The 18,794-nt window shown below is 71.4% G+C and carries 14 protein-coding genes; 10 read left to right on the top strand and 4 right to left on the bottom strand.

The annotated features are described in order from the left end of the window. Positions 1-58 precede the first annotated feature (58 nt). Positions 59-1,054 carry an NAD-dependent epimerase/dehydratase family protein gene (locus AC1DW8_RS10520; protein ID WP_478093816.1) on the bottom strand — a complete coding sequence of 332 codons (996 nt, stop codon included), beginning with the start codon at positions 1,052-1,054 and terminating at the stop codon, positions 59-61. Between the two features lie 118 nt (positions 1,055-1,172). Here AC1DW8_RS10520 and AC1DW8_RS10525 point away from each other — a divergent pair, with 118 nt between their 5' ends. The 5 genes from AC1DW8_RS10525 (at position 1,173) to AC1DW8_RS10545 (ending at position 6,918) form a co-directional block, all read left to right on the top strand. Further along, a complete protein-coding gene (locus AC1DW8_RS10525; RefSeq protein ID WP_478093818.1) occupies positions 1,173-1,958 on the top strand; it encodes a TetR/AcrR family transcriptional regulator in 786 nt (261 codons plus the stop codon). Positions 1,959-2,616: 658 nt separating this feature from the next. After that, positions 2,617-3,744: a DNA polymerase III subunit beta gene (dnaN, locus tag AC1DW8_RS10530; protein ID WP_056823375.1), complete on the top strand. Its 1,128-nt coding sequence runs from the start codon at positions 2,617-2,619 to the stop codon at positions 3,742-3,744. A 139-nt stretch (positions 3,745-3,883) separates the two neighbouring features. Then, entirely contained in the window at positions 3,884-5,020 is a 1,137-nt protein-coding gene (gene gnd, locus AC1DW8_RS10535) for a phosphogluconate dehydrogenase (NAD(+)-dependent, decarboxylating) (protein ID WP_056780463.1), read from the top strand. Between the two features lie 19 nt (positions 5,021-5,039). After that, a complete protein-coding gene (gene recF, locus AC1DW8_RS10540) occupies positions 5,040-6,338 on the top strand; it encodes a DNA replication/repair protein RecF (protein ID WP_478093821.1) in 1,299 nt (432 codons plus the stop codon). Continuing rightward, positions 6,331-6,918: a DciA family protein gene (locus AC1DW8_RS10545; RefSeq protein WP_478093823.1), complete on the top strand. Its 588-nt coding sequence runs from the start codon at positions 6,331-6,333 to the stop codon at positions 6,916-6,918. The genes recF and AC1DW8_RS10545 overlap by 8 nt, the downstream gene beginning before the upstream one ends. A gap of 24 nt (positions 6,919-6,942) precedes the next feature. Here the strand turns inward: AC1DW8_RS10545 and AC1DW8_RS10550 are convergent, their stop codons facing one another. Beyond that, entirely contained in the window at positions 6,943-7,464 is a 522-nt protein-coding gene (locus AC1DW8_RS10550) for a hypothetical protein (RefSeq protein WP_478093825.1), read from the bottom strand. Between the two features lie 60 nt (positions 7,465-7,524). On the opposite strand from AC1DW8_RS10550, the gene AC1DW8_RS10555 reads away from it, so the two are divergent. Beyond that, a complete protein-coding gene (locus tag AC1DW8_RS10555; protein WP_056780472.1) occupies positions 7,525-9,003 on the top strand; it encodes a protealysin inhibitor emfourin in 1,479 nt (492 codons plus the stop codon). 8 nt (positions 9,004-9,011) lie between these two features. Here the strand turns inward: AC1DW8_RS10555 and AC1DW8_RS10560 are convergent, their stop codons facing one another. Both AC1DW8_RS10560 and AC1DW8_RS10565 read right to left on the bottom strand, forming a co-directional pair. Beyond that, a complete protein-coding gene (locus AC1DW8_RS10560; protein ID WP_478093827.1) occupies positions 9,012-10,337 on the bottom strand; it encodes a hypothetical protein in 1,326 nt (441 codons plus the stop codon). Beyond that, entirely contained in the window at positions 10,334-10,840 is a 507-nt protein-coding gene (locus AC1DW8_RS10565; protein WP_056780477.1) for a SigE family RNA polymerase sigma factor, read from the bottom strand. The genes AC1DW8_RS10560 and AC1DW8_RS10565 overlap by 4 nt, the downstream gene beginning before the upstream one ends. Before the next feature lie 271 nt (positions 10,841-11,111). On the opposite strand from AC1DW8_RS10565, the gene AC1DW8_RS10570 reads away from it, so the two are divergent. The 4 genes from AC1DW8_RS10570 (at position 11,112) to AC1DW8_RS10585 (ending at position 18,743) form a co-directional block, all read left to right on the top strand. Beyond that, positions 11,112-12,533: a M4 family metallopeptidase gene (locus AC1DW8_RS10570; RefSeq protein WP_478093830.1), complete on the top strand. Its 1,422-nt coding sequence runs from the start codon at positions 11,112-11,114 to the stop codon at positions 12,531-12,533. Positions 12,534-12,940: 407 nt separating this feature from the next. Beyond that, positions 12,941-15,157: a DNA topoisomerase (ATP-hydrolyzing) subunit B gene (gene gyrB, locus AC1DW8_RS10575; protein ID WP_082620041.1), complete on the top strand. Its 2,217-nt coding sequence runs from the start codon at positions 12,941-12,943 to the stop codon at positions 15,155-15,157. A 134-nt stretch (positions 15,158-15,291) separates the two neighbouring features. Then, entirely contained in the window at positions 15,292-18,081 is a 2,790-nt protein-coding gene (gyrA, locus tag AC1DW8_RS10580; RefSeq protein ID WP_478093832.1) for a DNA gyrase subunit A, read from the top strand. Continuing rightward, positions 18,078-18,743, top strand: a complete 666-nt coding sequence (locus AC1DW8_RS10585) for a DUF3566 domain-containing protein (protein WP_235508546.1) — start codon at positions 18,078-18,080, stop codon at positions 18,741-18,743. The genes gyrA and AC1DW8_RS10585 overlap by 4 nt, the downstream gene beginning before the upstream one ends. Positions 18,744-18,794 lie beyond the last annotated feature (51 nt).

Genomic DNA, 18,794 nt, shown 5'->3' on the forward strand with positions numbered 1-18,794 from the left:
CACCCGAGCACGCCCGCTGACGCGGCCCGATGGCGTATGCCGTCGGGCCGCGTCGGCGTCAGGCCGCGGCTCCCGCGTGGGCCGGCCTCGCAGCCTTGGCCGCGCGCCGGGCGGCCACGGTCGCCGCCAGCGCCTCGTCCCACGGGGTCGGTGCGAGCCCGAACGTGCGCTGGGTGAGCTCGGAGTCGAGGACGAAGGGCCGCTCGAACTGGTGGCGGGTCTCGCGCAGCTCGCGCATGAAGGGGACGACGATGCCGGCCGCGGTGCCGAGCGGCCGGGGCAGCACGCGTACCCGACGCTGCTTGACGCCGGCGACGCGCGCGACGTCGCCGGCGGCCTCGTCGAACGTGCGGGCCGGCGCGGTCGGCACGTGCCAGGCCCGACCCCAGCCGTCGTCGCCGGCGGCGACCCGGGCTGCGAGCCGGCCGACGTCGGGGACGTAGGTCCACGAGTGGGCCGCGTCGGCCCGGCCGGCGGGCACGAGGGGCGGTCGGCCGGCGAGCAGCGCGTCGATGACCACGTCGCCCAGGTAGCTGGTCCGCGGCGTCGTGCCCGGTCCGAAGTAGTCGCTCGAGCGCAGCTCGGTGACGCGCAGCCGGCCGGCCTCGTGGCGGGCCAGCGCCTCGGTCCACATGTCGGCACGGATGCGGCCCTTGTGACCGGACGGCCGCAGCGGGTCGTCCTCGTGCATGGGCGCCTCGACCTCGCCGTAGCCGTAGAGGTTGCCGATGATGACGAGGCCGGCTCCGGACTCCTCGGCGGCGGTGAGGGTGGCGGCGGCGATGGGCGGCCAGTCGGTGTCCCAGGTCATGTAGCTGGGCGGGTTGACGGCGTTGACGATGCTCGCGGCACCGCGCGCCAGGGCCGTCAGCGCGGACGCGTCGCTCGCGTCGACGGCGACGACCTCGACCGCGTCCGGGTGGGTGTCCTGCCAGGGGCGTTCGACGACCCGCCCCGAACGGGACGCGAGGGTCACGGTGTGGCCGAGGGCGACGAGTGCGGCGGTCGTCGAGCGGCCGACGCCGCCGGCGCCGAGGACGAGGTGGTGGGTCATGGTCTGCTCCTTCGAGGATGTGGCGTGAGCACCGCTCACATTTCGAGGGTGACAGCAGTCGGCGACGAAAGCAAGAGCACTGCTCACATTTTCGCGCGAGATGTGGCAGGCTCGGTCCATGGACCCGTTCGACGTCACACCCGCGGACGCATCCGCCCATGCACCCGCCGATGCACCCGCCGACACGCCTGCCGGCCCGCTGGGCAAGCGCGCCCGGAACCGGCTCGCCGTCGAGGGCGACATCCTCCGCGTGGCGCGTGAGCACCTGGCCACTGACGGGGCGGCCGCGCTCAGCCTGCGCGCCGTCGCCCGCGACCTCGGCATGGTCTCCTCCGGGATCTACCGCTACGTCGAGAGTCGCGACGAGCTCCTCACCCGCCTCATCGTCGACTCGTACTGGTCACTCGCCGCTGCCGTCCGCCGCGCCCACGACACCGTCCCCCACGACGACCTCGAGGCACGATGGGACGCCATCGGTCGAGCCCTGCGAGCGTGGGCGGTCGACCGGCCGCACGACTTCGCGCTCATCTACGGCTCTCCGGTCCCGGACTACGAGGCCCCGTCCGAGCGCACCGAGGAGCCGGGCACTGCCGTCCTCGTCCTGCTCGTCGCCCTGCTCGACGACGTCCGGGCAGCGGACCGGCTCGCCGACCCCCGGCGGCTCGGCCTCGTGCCGGCGCGCGCCGAGGCCGGTGTCGGCGCACTGCTCGAGGCACCGATGTTCGCTCTGACGCGGCTGGACGCCGTCGCCCTGACCCAGGGCCTGGCCGCCTGGACCCTGCTGCTCGGCGCCGTGACGAGCGAGGTCTTCGCCCAGCTGGGGCCGGTTCCGGACGGCGAGGCCCTCTTCGAGTGTCTTCTCGCGGCCTCGCGACGGTGCGTCATCGCGCCGGCCGGTGACTAGTCGGCCCCCTCCGGGACGGCTGCACCCGCCCAGGCACACGGCATACGTCCACATCCGTCCACAGGTTTGTCCACACTTGTGTGCACAGCGTGACCTCCCCGTGACCCGAGGCCCGTAGACGCGACGAGACCGAGGACCACAGAGTTGTCCACCGCCTGTGGACAACTCTGTGGAAGCCGTGGGGCGGACCGTGCACAGGTGACTAGTCATCAATCCTTTCAAATCGGACATATCCCGACCGCTCTTCCACACGCCTCTGTGGAAACGTGTGGACGACGGCCGGAAAGCTGCGGACAACCCACGGGCTTCCTGTGAGGACGATGTGCACGGCCGAGATCCGTCCACAGGGCGGGGCCGCCGCATCCGGCGCGACCCCACACGCCGTGCACACCCCCATCGGCAGGCTGACCTGCACCGACGCCGGTTGTCCACAGCATCCACAGCACCTATGACTATGACGAGATCCCAGTCATAGAGGGGAGCCCCGACAACGAGGGTCCGACCGGACGCCCAGGGCCGGCTCGAGAGGGTCCACGGACCCGGCGGGCAATCGTGTGATTTCGCCGCCTCGGCGATTCGGGGAGTGTCTGTGGTGCCAGTCACCGGCAGGCACTAGTGTCTGAGCCCCAATGTCCTTCCCCGTCGAAGTGAGTGCACCGTGAAGTTTCGGGTTGAGCGAGACGTCCTGGCCGAGGCCGTGACCTGGGTGGCCCGTGGGCTCCCGGCGCGCCCGCCGGTTCCTGTGCTCGCTGGCGTGCTCGTCGACGCGAACGAGGACGGCACGCTGACGCTGTCCGCCTTCGACTACGAGGTGTCCGCGCGCATCACCGTGCCGGCAGACGTCGCCGAGGCCGGCCAGGTGCTCGTGCTCGGTCGCCTGCTCGCCGACATCTCGCGCAACCTGCCCAACAAGCCGATCGACGTCAGCACCGACGGCAGCAAGGTCAACGTCGCCTGCGGCTCGTCCCGCTTCGCGCTCCGCGAGATGCCGGTCGCCGACTACCCGACGCTGCCGCTCTCGCCCGAGACGAGCGGCACCATCGCCGGCGACGTCTTCACCCAGGCGGTGGCCCAGGTCTCGATCGCCGCCGACAAGGGCGACACCCTGCCGATCCTCACGGGCGTGCGGATGGAGATCGACGGCGACAAGGTGACCCTCCTCGCGACCGACCGCTACCGCCTCGCGATGCGCGAGCTGACGTGGAGCCCGTCGGCCACCGACGCGAGCCACGTCGCGCTCATCCCGGCTCGCCAGCTCTCCGACACGGCACGCGCCCTCGGTGCGTCCGGCTCCGTCGAGCTCGCGCTCGGCCAGGGCGGCGACGGCCTCATCGGCTTCGAGGCCGGCCAGCGCCGTGCGACGACGCGTCTGCTCGACGGCGAGTACCCCAAGGTCACCTCGATCTTCCCCACGTCGGTCGACACCGAGGCGGTCGTCGAGACAGCGGCGCTCGAGGAGGCCGTCAAGCGTGTCGCCCTCGTCGCCGAGCGCAACACCCCGGTGCTGCTGAAGTTCACCGACGGCCAGGTCGCCATCGAGGCCGGCACCGGCGACGACGCCCAGGCCTCCGAGGCCGTCGAGGCCACGCTCAACGGACCCGAGATCCAGATCGCGTTCAACCCGCAGTTCCTCCTCGACGGCCTGCACGCCGTCGGCACCGCCTGGAGCCGTCTCTCGTTCACCCAGCCGAGCCGCCCGGCCGTGCTGACCGGCCAGGCCGAGGCCGACTCCGAGCCCGACACCAGCTACCGCTACGTCCTCATGCCGGTCCGCTTCGCCAGCTGACACCCACCTCCCGCACCGCGCTCGCGGCGCACCCGAGCGCCCGGTGCCGTATGCCGCCGGGCAGGCGTAGCCTCGAACCGCGCCACCCGCTCCGCCCCGCACGCTTCCCGCCAGACTCCCCCGCAGAAAGGCTCGCGACATGCAGCTCGGTCTCATCGGTCTCGGCAAGATGGGCGGCAACATGCGCGAGCGCTTGCGTCGCGCGGGCCACGAGGTCGTCGGCTTCGACCGCAACCCCGACGTCGCCGACGTGCGCACGCTGCCGGCGCTCGTCAAGGCCCTCGAGGCCCCGCGCGTCGTGTGGGTCATGGTGCCGGCCGGCGACCCGACCCGTGAGACCGTCGCCAAGCTCGCCGAGCTGCTCGAGCCGGGCGACCTCGTCATCGACGGCGGCAACTCGCGCTTCACCGACGACTTCGAGAACGCCAAGCTGCTCGGCGAGAAGAAGATCGGCTACGTCGACTGCGGCGTCAGCGGTGGCATCTGGGGCCTCGAGAACGGCTACGGGCTCATGTGCGGCGGCGACAAGAAGTGGGTCACCCGGGCGATGCCGATCTTCGACGCGCTGCGGCCGGACGGCCCGCGCGACGAGGGTTTCGTCCACGCCGGCAAGGTCGGTGCCGGGCACTACACGAAGATGGTCCACAACGGCATCGAGTACGGCCTCATGGCTGCCTATGCCGAGGGCTACGAGCTGCTCGAGAAGAAGGACATCGTCACCGACGTCCCCGGTGCCTTCAAGGCGTGGAGCCGCGGCACCGTCGTGCGGTCCTGGCTGCTCGACCTCATGGTCGACGCGCTCGAGGAGAACCCCCACCTCGACGACGTGTCCGACTACACCAACGACTCCGGCGAGGGGCGCTGGACCGTCGAGGAGGCCATCGCCCTCTCCGTGCCGATGCCCGTCATCTCGGCCTCGCTCTTCGCGCGCTTCGCCTCGCGCCAGTCGAGCTCGCCGACGATGCAGGCCGTCGCGGCGCTGCGCGGCCAGTTCGGCGGGCACCAGGTCATGACGATCGCCGAGGGCGAGAAGCTGCGCCAGGGCGACGTGCCGGCGGCCCCGGCCAAGAAGGCCGCCGCGAAGAAGGGCGCCTCGCGTCGCTCCGCGACGAAGCAGGCGAGCAAGCGTGCGTCCGCGACGGCCTCGCAGGCCAACGTCGGCGCCGCGAAGAAGGCCGCCTCCTCCGGTCGGGCGTCGGCGACGACGGCCACCGACATGGCCGACTCCGCGCGCGGCCAGAAGCGCGCGGCGAAGAAGACCGCCAAGAAGGCCTGAGCAGAGCGCCGCACCCTCCTTGCACGTCCGTCACCTGACCCTCAAGGACTTCCGCAGCTACCCGAGCGCCGAGCTCGCGCTGACGCCGGGCGTCACCACGCTCGTGGGTCTCAACGGCCAGGGCAAGACGAACCTCGTGGAGGCGGTCGGCTACCTCGCCACGCTCGGGTCGCACCGCGTGGCGACGGACCAGCCGCTCGTCCGGTTCGGCGCGGACCAGGCGATCGTGCGTGGGGCCATCGTCCGCGACGACCGCGAGACGATGGTCGAGCTCGAGATCACGCCGGGTCGCGCCAACCGCGCCCGCCTCGGGCGCTCCCCCGTCTCGCGGCCGCGCGACGTGCTCGGCACGGTGCGCACGGTGCTCTTCGCGCCCGAGGACCTCGCGCTCGTCAAGGGCGACCCTTCGGAGCGGCGGCGCTTCCTCGACGAGCTGCTCGTGCAGCGACAGCCACGGTGGTCGGGGGTCCGGTCCGACTACGACAAGATCCTCAAGCAGCGCAACGCCCTGCTCAAGTCCGCGGCGCCGGTGCTCCGCAAGGGTGCCCGTCGCCCGCCGCGTCCGCCGCGCGACGGCGACCAGCCGGTCGACGAGGCCCGCGAGGCGGCCCTGCACACCCTCGACGTGTGGAACGACCATCTCGCCTCGGTCGGGGCCCAGCTGCTCTACGCACGGCTGCGGCTGCTGCGCGACCTCGTGCCCGACCTCTCCGAGTGCTACGACGCGGTGAGCGCGGCCGCCTCGAACGCACGCGCCACCTACAAGAGCTCCCTCCACGAGGACCTCGCCAAGCGGCTCGCGGCCGGTGAGGTCCCCGAGATCGAGGAGCTGCGCACCGGGATGCTCGACACCCTCGAGCAGGTGCGCTCCAGCGAGATCGAGCGGGGAATCTCCCTCGTCGGGCCCCACCGTGACGACCTCGTCCTCTCGCTCGGCGAGCTGCCCGCCAAGGGGTACGCCAGCCACGGCGAGTCCTGGAGCTTCGCGCTGGGACTCAAGCTCGCGGCATACCGGCTCCTGCGCCGCGACCTCGGCGACGACCCGGTGCTCGTTCTCGACGACGTCTTCGCCGAGCTCGACTCCGGGAGGCGCGAGCGGCTCGCGGCGCTCGTCTCCGACTGCGAGCAGGTGCTCATCACCGCCGCCGTCGGAGCCGACGTGCCCGACGTGCTCCGCGAGAACGGCACGACGTATGCCGTCGTGCTCGGTCAGGTCCAGGCCGTCGGCTCCGTGGGTGCGTCCGTGAGCGAGCCACCTCAGGCCCTCGCGGAGGACACCCCCGGCGATGAGTCGGGTGGGGAGGGCGACGATGAGTGACGACGCCCCCGGGGCCGAGCCCCCCGACACGGCGGCCGGTGGTGCCGAGGACGCTCCCGCGCCGACCGACGAGGACACCCGGATCGCCGACGCCGCGGCCTCGGCGCTGGCGCGGGCGCGGGCCGGAGCGGCCGAGAAGGGCCTGCGCCCCGGCATGCGGCCGAAGAAGCGACGCCGCCCGATCGGTGACGCGCCGGTGCTGTCCGGCTCGGCCCGCGACGGTCGCGACCCGGCCCTGCTCGGTGACCAGCTCGACCGGCTGCTGCTCGATCGCGGCTGGAAGGTCGACGTCGCGGTCGGCTCGGTCATGGGCCGCTGGCCCGAGATCGTGGGGCCCGACATCGCCGGCCACGTCGAGCCGCTCACCTTCGTCGACGGAATCCTCACGGTGCGCGCCGACTCGACGGCCTGGGCCACGCAGATGCGCCTGCTCGCCTCGTCGCTGCTCGCCCGGATCGACGAGGAGATCGGGGCCGGCGCGGTCAGCGAGCTCAAGGTCGTCGGCCCGAGCGCGCCGTCGTGGAACCGCGGCGCCCGTCGCTCCCCCGACTCACGAGGACCGCGCGACACCTACGGCTGATCGGCGGCGCCGCTCAGACCCCGCTCAGACCCCGCTCAGGCCGATGACGACGACGGTGGCGACGAGCAGCACGGTGCCGGCGATGACGACCCAGGCGAGGACCCGCGGCACGCGCCGGGATCGCGCCGGCGCGGAGGCGTCGGTGTCCTCGGTGTCCTCGGTGTCCTCGGTGTCGGTCTCGACGGCCGCACGCTCGACGGCGGGCAGGCTCTCGGTTGTGGTCGGCGCCGGCGGTGCGTCCGGCTCGGCCGCCGGCCCTCTTCCGGCCGTCGGCGCGACCGGACCGACGGCACCGTGCAGCGCCGAGCCCAAGGCGTCGGCGATGGAGGACAGCACCTCGGCGACGACGGGAGGCAGGGGCGCACCGCCGGGTCCGGTGACGGTGGTGCGTCGCGTGACCGAGCCATGGGCACGCGACAGGTCGACGGAGTCAAGGCGTCCGTCCGGTCCCGGGTCGACACCGGCGGCGAGCAGCTGGGCCCGCACCTCCTCGGGCAGCGCGTCCCACGAGTCGTACTCGCGGCCCCCGACGTTGATCGTGATCACGCTGCGAACTGTAGGACCGCTCGGAGGGCGGGTGTCGGTGTTCCGACGCAGACTGTCGTCATGACCTCGACGCAGCCAACGCCGCAGACCCGGACGCCGCACTGCACGATCGTCCCGCCCTACATGCTCGAGGCCCTGGCGGCCAGCGACGAGCCGGCCCTGGCCGCCCACGCCCGCGAGGCGCTCCGGCACGACGAGGAGCTGCGCTCCTCGCGGCACACGCCGACAGCCCGCCCGACCACGCGACGGGCCCCGCGTCGTGAGGACGTCACGTCGCCGACGGCCCACGGCACGGGACCGCACCGCACGATCGCCGACGCCCAGGGCAGCCAGACGACCCCGGGCACGACGGTGCGCACCGAGGGCGCGGCCGCGAGCGGCGACGTCGCGGTCAACGAGGCCTACGACGGACTCGGCGCGACCTGGGAGCTGTGGTCGACGGCCTACGACCGCGACTCGCTCGACGGCAAGGGGATGCCGCTGCTCGCCACGGTCCACTACGGCCGCAACTACGACAACGCCTTCTGGGACGGCTCGCAGATGGTGTTCGGCGACGGCGACGGGGTCGTCTTCGAGCGGTTCACCCAGAGCCTCGACGTCATCGGGCACGAGCTCGCCCACGGCGTCACCGAGCACACGGCCGGCCTGCTCTACCAGGGCCAGTCGGGCGCGCTCAACGAGTCGATCTCCGACGTGTTCGGCGTCCTCGTCAAGCAGAAGACACTCGGCCAGAGCGCCGCGCAGGCCGACTGGCTCGTCGGCGCCGACCTGCTCAACCCTTCGGTCCAGGGTCGCGCCCTGCGCGACATGCGCAACCCCGGCACGGCCTACGACGACCCACGGCTCGGCAAGGACCCGCAGCCCGCGCACATGGACGACTACGTCGAGACCCAGGACGACAACGGCGGGGTCCACATCAACTCCGGCATCCCCAACCGCGCCTTCGTGCTCGCGGCCGACGCGATCGGCGGCAATGCCTGGGAGGGCCCGGGCGCGATCTGGTATGCCGTCGTGTCGGGTGACGGCATCAAGGCCGACTGCGACTTCGCGACGTTCGCCGGCCTCACCGTGGCCGCCGCGGGCAGTGCCCACGGTGACGGGTCCGCCGAGCAGACGGCCGTGCGCTCGGCGTGGGAGCAGGTCGGCGTGCTCACCGCGGCTGCCGGTGCTCCGGTCGGTGAGGCGGGCGGCGCCGGCGGTTCGACCCCGACGCCTGGTCCGGCAGGGGGCGGGCCCTCCGGACAGGTCCCGGGCGCCGACGCCCAGGTGCTCCTCCGTCGCTCTGGTGGCTTCGCCGGCCAGGTCCGCGAACGCCGCCTGGCCCTGGGCGACCTGTCCGAGCGGGACGCGAAGGACTGGCAGCACCTGCTGGCCGCACCGACTCTCCAGCGCATCGCCGCCTCGACCGAGCGCACCCACCCCGACGCGTACATCTACTCCGTCGTGTGCGACGAGGCCGGCTGCGACGTGACGCTCCAGGAGCCCCACCTGCCCGAGGCGATCCACTCCCTCTTCGAGCGCACCCTCGCCGACGACTGAGCACGCGCTCAGTTGTCGGCGAGGAAGTACGGGTCCTCCCCCTCGGGGATGTCCGTGTCCCGGGCCCGACCCGGTGCGACGACGATGCACTCGCCGTCGAGGGTGCAGCGCTGCAGGCTGCGGTCCCCGGTCGTCGCACCGACCTGCACGGTGACGGTGCCGTCGCCCCCCAGGCGATAGCTGACGGGTGAGGCGCCACCACGTGCGCTGCTGCTGCCGCCCTCCATCACGACAGCGCCGTCGCTGGTGCGCACGACAACCAGTCCGCCATAAAGGAACGTCCGGTCGGGGCCCAGCTGCGAGTCGTCGAGCCCGTCGATGTAGCCGGTCGCGAGCAGGTAGGCGCCGTCCGCCGAGAACGCCCGAAAGACGAGCGGCCCGCAGAGCCGCCAGATCGTCCGACCTGAGGTGAGGTCCGTCAGCTCGTTGCAGACCTGCTTCGAACCCGGCTTCGGTGCCACGCCGACGAGGGCCGTCCCACGGGCGGCATCGACGAGTGTGGGGGATCCGGCGACCGCTCGGCGTGTTCCCGTGGCGACGTCCCACGCGACCGAGCTGCCGGTGAAGCCTCGGCTGGCATAGACGACGGGCCCGACGATCCCGACGGCGTCGTACCCGGGCGACTCGGCGTCGGCCACCCCCTGAGGAGCACAGTCGCACGTCGAGGCCGTGAGCCGGCCGATGCGGGCCCCCGCGGCGTCGTACGCCGTGAGCGAGCCTCGCGACTCGATGACGAAGACGCTGCCGTCGGCGTTGACCGTGCTGGACTCGCCGTCGAGCCGCACCGTGTTGGCCCCGGTCGAGTCCACGACGTAGTAGACACCGGTCTCCCCCTGGGCCACGAGCCACCCGCCACCGGCCAGCCGCGCGAGCGAGCCGCCGGTCAGCTTGCCGGTCAGCGCGATCTGCCTCGTCCCGTCGTAGATGACGCCGTCCGCGACGTAGGGGACGGTCGTGGTCCCGGTCGGCCCTCCCGTGGCGAAGCGGACCGTGACCGGCGCGGGGGCGCCGTCGGCGGTGAGGGTCGGGATCGACGTGGGAGTGGGGGCGCTGCTGGCGCTCCCGGTCGGCGCGGACGGTCGCCCCGTGGGGGCCGTCGTCGACGCCGACGGTCCGACGGGCAGCGGCCGGTCACCGGTCGGTCGCACGGCGGACCACCCCACCGGCACGGCGACGGCCAGCACGAGGCCCGCCACGAGCGCGGTCCCGCCTAGCTCGCGGCGTCGGTTGGAGCGGTCGCGGGCGATCGCGCGCTCCGCGAGGTCGGCCACGACGCGTACGCCCTCGCCGCGCTCGTCGAGCACCTGCTTGAGACCGGGGTCGATGGGGTTCATGCCGTGGCCTCGCTCATCCGGGAGCGCAGCGCGGAGATCGCGCGGCTCGTGTGGCTCTTGACGGTGCCGATGGAGCACCCGAGCACCTCGGCGGTCTGGGCCTCGGTGAGGTCCTCGTAGTAGCGCAGCACGACGGCCGCGCGCTGCTGGCGCGGCAGGCTCTGCACGTGGTGCCAGAGGTCGATCGACGTCGCCGGGTCGAGTCCGGGTGCCCCTGGCGGGTCGAGCACCTCGAGGACGTGGCTGCTCGGTGACTCGTGGCGGCGCAGCAGTCCGCGCCAGCGGGAGTTGTTCTCGTTGACCATGACCCGGCGCACGTAGGCGTCCGGCAGCTCGGCGACCTGCACGCGGTCCCAGTGGCGGTAGACCTTGGCGAGCGCGTTCTGCAGCAGGTCCTCGGCGGCGTCCCGGTCCCCGCTCAGCAGGTAGGCGAGTCGGGCGAGCGACTGCTCGCGCGCCCTGACGTAGGCCGTGAAGTCGGCCCTCCGCTCTGCATCGTCCATGACCTGCGTCCCCTGTTGTCGGCTCGTCCGGCACGAGCCGGCACCCATCCAGACCGTCATCCGCACGGAAAGGTTGTCCGCGCAGTGTCCCGACTCGAGCCTGCGCGCGGTGGCGCCTGACGTCACGATCAGGCGTGGTGTGCCCGGGTCGTCCCGCCGCCGGTGCCCGCCCTGCCGAAACGAGGGGAAGTCTTTACGAATCCTTTCCGGACGCGGACCTCCCGCGCGTGGTTGCCTGTGTCGTTGGCCTCTACTCCTCGAAAGGTTCGACATGCGTCGTACGCCGCTCATCGCCACCGCCTCGGTCGTCGCCGCGGTCGGTGCCCTGCTCTCGACGGCGGCCGCCGGCTCCGTCGCCGCGCCGGCCCCCGCCACGGCCGGGGCCTCCGTGCCCGCGGACCTCACGCTCGTCCAGGTGCGCCAGAGCCTGCTCGGCTCGCACAGCTGGTACGCCCAGACCTACCGTGGCGTGCCGGTGCTCGGCGGCTGGTACGCCGTCCACGCCACGGGCGCCGCCGCCTCGGTCGACGACGGTCGTCGTGCCGTCACCGGCCTCACCTCGGTCTCACCGGGTGTCGCGCGCGCCTCCGCCGCCACCGCCGCGAAGGGCCACGGCAACGCCCGCGGCAGCCGGCTCGTCGTCGTCCCCGGAGCCGCCGGGGCCGCGGCCACGCTGGCCTGGCAGGTCACGACCGACCAGGACAAGCAGGTGCTCGTCGACGCCCGCAGCGGCCGGGTCACGAAGGTCACCGACGAGCGGGTCCTCGCAAGCGGCTCGGGCAAGGTCTTCGACCCCAACCCCGTCGTCGCCCTGCAGAACGAGTCGCTCAAGGACGCGAACAACGCCGACAGCGCCGTCCCCGCGTCGGCCTACAAGACGGTGACCCTCGCCAACCTCGACGGCTCGGGCTACCTCAAGGGCAGCTGGGCCAACGTCACGAACAGCAAGAAGGGCAAGAACGCCGCCGCGTTCTCGTCGACGCTCTCCTTCCCCTACACCCGCAGCGACACACGGTTCGAGCAGGTCAACAGCTACTACGCCGTCGACCGGGTCCAGGCCTACATCCAGTCGCTCGGTTTCGCCGACGTCAACCACGAGTCCCAGGACCTCAGCGTCAACACGACGACCCAGGACAACTCCTGGTACACCCCGAGCCAGGACACCATCACCATCGGCACGGGCGGCGTCGACGACGGCGAGGACCAGGAGGTCGTGTGGCACGAGTACGGCCACGCGGTCCAGGACGACCAGGTGCCGGGCTTCGGCAGCGGCTCGGACGCGGGCGCCATCGGTGAGGGCTTCGGCGACTACCTCGCGGCCACGATGTCGCAGGGCAACTCGGCCGACACGGCCACGACGCCGTGGGTCTGCGTCATGGACTGGGACTCGACCTCCTACACCTCGACGACGCCGCACTGCATCCGCCGCCTCGACACGACCAAGACCGTCGCCAACCGCACCGGCGAGGTGCACGACGACGGCGAGATCTGGAGCCACGCGCTCTGGGACGTCAACAAGGCCTTCGGCCGGGACAAGGCGACGCGCATCATCCTCGAGGCCCAGTTCTCCTACGCCCCGTCGACGACGTGGGCCGCGGCAGCGCAGAAGACGGTCGACGCCACGACCGCGCTCTACGGTGCGACCGACGCCGCCACCGTGCGCGCGGCCTTCCACGCCCGCGGCATCCTCTGACGCGGGGAGCCACCCCACCGAGGTCGTATGCCGCGAGGCCGGGTTCCGCTGGGACCCGGCCTCCCGGCATACCCCGGTTTGGTGCCCTCTCTGGTGCCCGGCTCGGGTCGCGGCAGGGCCCGGACGGCCTGTGGACGACGGCTCTCGGGCCGCCCAGGACGGAGGAGAATGGGTGCGGACGGACGCCTCGAGGTGGCGCAGGGCGATGCGGCGGGTGAGGGTGCCTGAGGGGCGCTGGATCCCCGGGGCGTGATCCTCCCCTCGGATCCACGGGTTCTCGGGCCGGAAAGTGCCCGTTTCGCGCGTCTGAGGGCACGGTTTACGGCCCCGGACCGTTAGACTGATGAGGTTGCGGCTCGACGTCCACGTCGGGCCGCCCGCATGAGGTCTGACCATCGAGGAGAGCCGTGTCCGACGCCGACGAGCCGATCACCACCAGCACCACCCCCAGTTCCACCGGATCCGACTCCGTGGCAGCACCCGACACCGCGACTCCCGACCCCGACGCGCCCGTGGTCCCTGCGGCACCGGCGGTCCCGGCCGACGTCCGGCCCAACGGCGTCGACTACGACGCGAGCGCGATCACCGTCCTCGAGGGTCTCGAGGCCGTGCGCAAGCGCCCCGGCATGTACATCGGCTCGACCGGTCCCCGCGGCCTGCACCACCTCGTCTACGAGATCGTCGACAACGCCGTGGACGAGTCGCTCGCCGGCTACGCCGACACCATCGACGTCACGCTCCTCGCCGACGGTGGCGTCCGGGTCAAGGACAACGGCCGCGGCATCCCCACCGACATCCACCCCGTCGAGAAGATCAGCGCCGTCGAGCTCGTCCTGACGCAGCTGCACGCCGGCGGCAAGTTCGGTGGCGGCGGCTACAAGGTCTCCGGTGGCCTGCACGGCGTCGGCAGCTCCGTCGTCAACGCCCTGTCGACCCGCCTCAAGGCCGCGGTCCGCCAGAAGGGCCACGTCTTCCGGATGAGCTTCACCGACGGCGTGCCCGACGGGCCCCTCGAGAAGCAGGAGGCCACCGACGAGACCGGCACGACGATCACCTTCTGGGCCAACGCCGACATCTTCGAGACCGTCTACTACGACTTCGAGACCATCCGGGCCCGGATGCAGCAGATGGCCTTCCTCAACAAGGGCCTGACGATCAACCTCGTCGACGAGCGCATCGAGCAGCCCGCGGGCGAGCGCGACGTCGACCTCGACGACCTCGACGAGGACCTCGAGGTCGTCGAGGAGTCGACCGAGGACGACGAGCCCCAGGACGCGGCGGCCGACGCCGGCTCCGGCGAGAAGAAGACGCTCACGGCCAAGCGGGTCAGCTACCGCTACGACAACGGCCTCGTCGACTACGTCAACCACATCAACGGCAGCAAGCGCAGCGAACCGGTGCACCCCGAGGTCATCTCGATCGAGGTCGAGGACGAGGCCCGCTCGCTGAGCCTCGAGCTCGCGATGCAGTGGACCAACGCCTACAGCGAGTCGGTCCACACCTACGCCAACGCGATCAACACCCACGAGGGCGGCACCCACGAGGAGGGCTTCCGCGCGGCGATGACCAAGCTCGTCAACGACTTCGCGCGCCGCCAGAACCTCCTCAAGGAGAAGGACGAGAACCTCACCGGCGACGACGTCCGCGAGGGCCTCACCGCCGTCATCTCGGTCAAGCTCGCCGAACCGCAGTTCGAGGGCCAGACGAAGACCAAGCTCGGCAACTCCGAGGTCAAGGGCTTCGTCCAGCGCGCCATGACCGAGGAGTTCGGACACTGGCTCGGCGCGCACCCCAACGAGGGCAAGGACATCGTCCGCAAGTCGGTGCAGGCCGCGGCCGCGCGCATGGCGGCCCGCAAGGCCCGCGAGGCGACCCGCCGCAAGGGCCTGCTCGAGTCGGGCGGCCTGCCGGGCAAGCTCAAGGACTGCCAGAGCAAGGACCCGAGCCTTTCCGAGGTCTTCATCGTCGAGGGTGACAGCGCCGGCGGCTCGGCCACCCAGGCCCGTGACCCGCACACCCAGGCGATCCTCCCGATCCGCGGCAAGATCCTCAACGTCGAGAAGGCGCGCATCGACAAGATCCTCGCCAACAACGAGGTCCAGGCGCTCATCTCCGCCTTCGGCACCGGCATCGGCGAGGACTTCGACATCGACAAGGCGCGCTACCACAAGATCGTGCTGATGGCCGATGCCGACGTCGACGGCATGCACATCCGCACGCTGCTGCTGACGCTCCTCTTCCGCTTCATGCGCCCGCTCATCGAGGCCGGCTACGTCTACCTCGCGCAGCCGCCGCTCTTCCGCCTGCGGTGGAGCAACGGCATCGACCACCAGTTCGCCTACTCCGACAAGGAGCGCGACGGCCTCCGCGCCCTCGGCGAGAGCAAGGGCTGGCGCCTGCCGAAGGACAACCCGATCCAGCGCTACAAGGGCCTCGGCGAGATGAACTACTCCGAGCTGGGCGAGACGACGATGGACCAGAACAGCCGCACGCTGCTGCAGGTGACGCTCGACGACGCCGCCAAGGCTGACGAGGTCTTCGCCGTCCTCATGGGTGAGGACGTCGAGTCGCGGCGCTCGTTCATCCAGAAGAACGCCCGCGACGTGAAGTTCCTCGACATCTAGCCCACCGAGGACGTATGCCGTTCGCCCGGCCCCTCTGGGACGGGACGTTCCACGTGAAACGCACGACACGGCATACGCCATCACCGGTGCCCCACGAACTGTACGAATGTGACTGAGAGACAAAGGGATCTGACGTGAGCGACGACCTGCCTCCCAACGACGGAGACGACGTCAACGAGACGCCCGGCAACGAGACACCTGGCGACGAGACGCCCGACCCGAGCATCGAGGACATCCTCGGGCCCGACCCGGACGCCACCGACGCGAACGACGACGACGGCGACCCGAACGCCAGGGCGGTCGTCGTGCCGACCGACCTCCCGCAGCACGACCGGGTCGAGCCGATCGACCTCAACACCGAGATGCAGCGCAGCTACATCGAGTACGCCATGTCGGTCATCGTGTCGCGCGCGCTGCCCGACGTCCGCGACGGCCTCAAGCCCGTGCACCGCCGCATCGTCTACGCGATGTACGACGGCGGCTACCGCCCCGACCGGGGCTACAACAAGTGCGCGCGCGTCGTCGGCGACGTCATGGGTCACTACCACCCGCACGGCGACTCGGCGATCTACGACGCCCTCGTGCGCCTCGTGCAGGACTGGTCGCTGCGCTATCCCCTCGTCGACGGTCAGGGCAACTTCGGCTCCCGCGGGAACGACGGCGCTGCTGCACCGCGATACACCGAGTGCCGGATGGCCTCGATCGCGATGGAGATGGTGCGCGACATCGAGCAGGACACCGTCGACTTCGTCCCGAACTACGACGGCAAGACGATGCAGCCCGCCGTGCTGCCGAGCCGCTTCCCGAACCTGCTCGTCAACGGCTCGGCCGGCATCGCGGTCGGCATGGCCACGCAGATCCCCGCGCACAACCTGCGCGAGGTCGCGGCCGGCGCGCAGTACTACCTCGACCACCCGGACATCTCGCGCGAGGACCTCCTCGAGGCGCTGCTCGGGATCATCAAGGGCCCGGACTTCCCGACCGGCGCCCTGATCATGGGGCACAAGGGCATCGAGGACGCCTACCGCACGGGCCGCGGCTCGATCATCATGCGGGCCGTCGTCGAGGTCGAGGAGATCCGCAACCGGCAGTGCCTCGTCGTCACCGAGCTTCCGTACCAGGTCAACCCCGACATGCTCGCGATGAAGATCGCCGACCTCGTCAAGGACGGCAAGATCTCCGGCATTGCCGACATCAACGACGAGACCTCGGGGCGCACGGGCCAGCGTCTCGTCATCACGCTCAAGCGTGACGCCGTCGCCAAGGTCGTGCTCAACAACCTCTACAAGCACACGCAGCTGCAGACGACCTTCGGCGCCAACATGCTCGCCCTCGTCGACGAGGTGCCGCGCACCCTGCCGCTCGACGGCTTCATCCGGCACTGGGTCGACCACCAGGTCGAGGTCATCGTCCGGCGCACGACCTTCCGCCTGCGCAAGGCCCAGGCCGACATCCACATCCTGCGTGGCCTGCTCAAGGCGCTCGACCGGCTCGACGAGGTCATCGCCCTCATCCGGGGCTCGCGCACCGTCGAGATCGCCCGCGACGGTCTCATCGAGCTGCTCGAGATCGACGAGATCCAGGCCAACGCGATCCTCAACATGCAGCTGCGCCGCCTCGCGGCCCTCGAGCGCGAGAAGCTCATCGAGGCCCACGACGAGCTGCAGGCACTCATCGACGAGTACACCGCGATCCTCGCCTCGCCGGTGCGCCAGCGCGAGATCATCAGCGAGGAGCTCGCCGGGATCGTCGAGCGCTACGGCGACGAGCGGCGCACGACGATCGTGCCCTTCGACGGCGACATGTCGATGGAGGACCTCATCCCCGAGGAGGACGTCGTCGTCACGATCACCCGTGGCGGCTACGCCAAGCGCACGCGCGTCGACCAGTACCGCTCGCAGAAGCGCGGCGGCAAGGGCGTCCGTGGTGCATCGCTGCGTGGCGAGGACGTCGTCGAGCACTTCTTCACGACGACGACCCACCACTGGCTGCTCTTCTTCACCAACCTCGGCCGGGTCTACCGCGCCAAGGCCTACGAGCTGCCCGAGGGCTCGCGCGACAGCAAGGGCCAGCACGTGGCCAACCTGCTCGCGTTCCAGCCCGGCGAGCAGATCGCCCAGGTGCTCGCGGTCCGTGACTACGCGAAGGCCGACTACCTCGTCCTCGCCACCCGCGCGGGCCTCGTCAAGAAGACGCGCCTGGCCGACTACGACTCCAACCGCTCCGGCGGCCTCATCGCGGTCAACCTCCGCGAGGGCGACGAGCTCGTCGGCGCCGGCCTGGCCTCCAACCGCGACGACCTGCTGCTCGTCTCGCGCAAGGGCCAGTCGGTGCGCTTCACCGCGACCGACGAGGCGCTGCGCCCGATGGGCCGCTCGACCTCGGGCGTCACGGGCATGAAGTTCCGCGACGGCGACGACCTGCTCGCCATGTCGGTCGTCGAGGAGGGCGAGAGCCCCGACGTGTTCGTCGTCTTCGAGAACGGTCTCGCCAAGCGCACCCCGGTCTCGGAGTACCGCCTCCAGGGTCGCGGCGGCCTCGGCATCAAGGTCGCCAAGCTCTCCGAGAAGGGCGGCGATCTCGTCGGCGCCCTCACGGTCATCGACACCGACGAGGTCATGGTCGTCATGGAGAAGGGCAAGATCGTGCGCTCGCGCGTCGACGAGGTGCGCCACACCGGCCGCTCGTCGCAGGGTGTCAAGTTCGCGACGCCCGACAAGGGCGACTCGATCGTCGCCGTGGCCCGCAACGCCGAGTCCGCCATCGTCGTGGGCGAGGTCGAGGACGGCGAGGGGGCTGAGGGCGACGCGACGTCCGCTCCGGGAGCGCCCGCTACGGTTCCCGGCGCCGATGGCGTACCGTCGGACCAGACGTCGGGTGACGAGGCGAGCTCGTCGGACACCGACAACGGAGGTGACGAATGAGCGCGACCAGCCCTGAGGGCTCCCTGAGCAGCCCGGGCACGTCGACCCGGACGGGCAGCGGCTCCGGCTTCACCGACGACCAGGGCCAGAACGGCTCTTACTACGCCTCGACCGGTTCGAGCGGGTCGTCCGGCAGCACGTCGGGTGCCTCGAGCGCGGACCCGGCCACCGCGCTCTCGCGCGGGGCGGTCACCAACCGGACGGCCCCGACGCAGCGGGTCGGCTCCGGCCAGTCCGGCGCCGGGTCGTCGACCGCCGCCGGTGCGCGCACCACGACCGCGCACCGCAAGCCCAAGGGCCCGCGTCGCGTCCGCCTCGCCGTCGCGCGCGTCGACCCGTGGTCGGTCATGAAGATGAGCTTCCTGCTCTCCGTCGCGCTCGGCATCGCCGGCGTCATCCTCACGGCCGTCCTGTGGATGATCCTGTCGACGATGAACGTCTTCACCGACATCGAGGGCGTGCTCCAGTCGCTCCAGACGACGACGTCCGACCCGTTCTCGATCAAGGACTACGTCGGCTTCGGCCGCGTCGTGTCGCTCTCGATCGTCATCGGTGTCATCGACGTCATCCTCATGACGGCGATCGCGACCGTCATGGCCTTCCTCTACAACATCTGCTCCGCCCTCGTCGGCGGCGTGCAGCTGACGCTCACCGACGACTGAGCCGGTCCGGGCCGGTCTGAGCCGGCCCCCGTCGGCTCTCGGCCGGCGTCG

This window comes from Terrabacter sp. P2_E3, assembly GCF_056403915.1.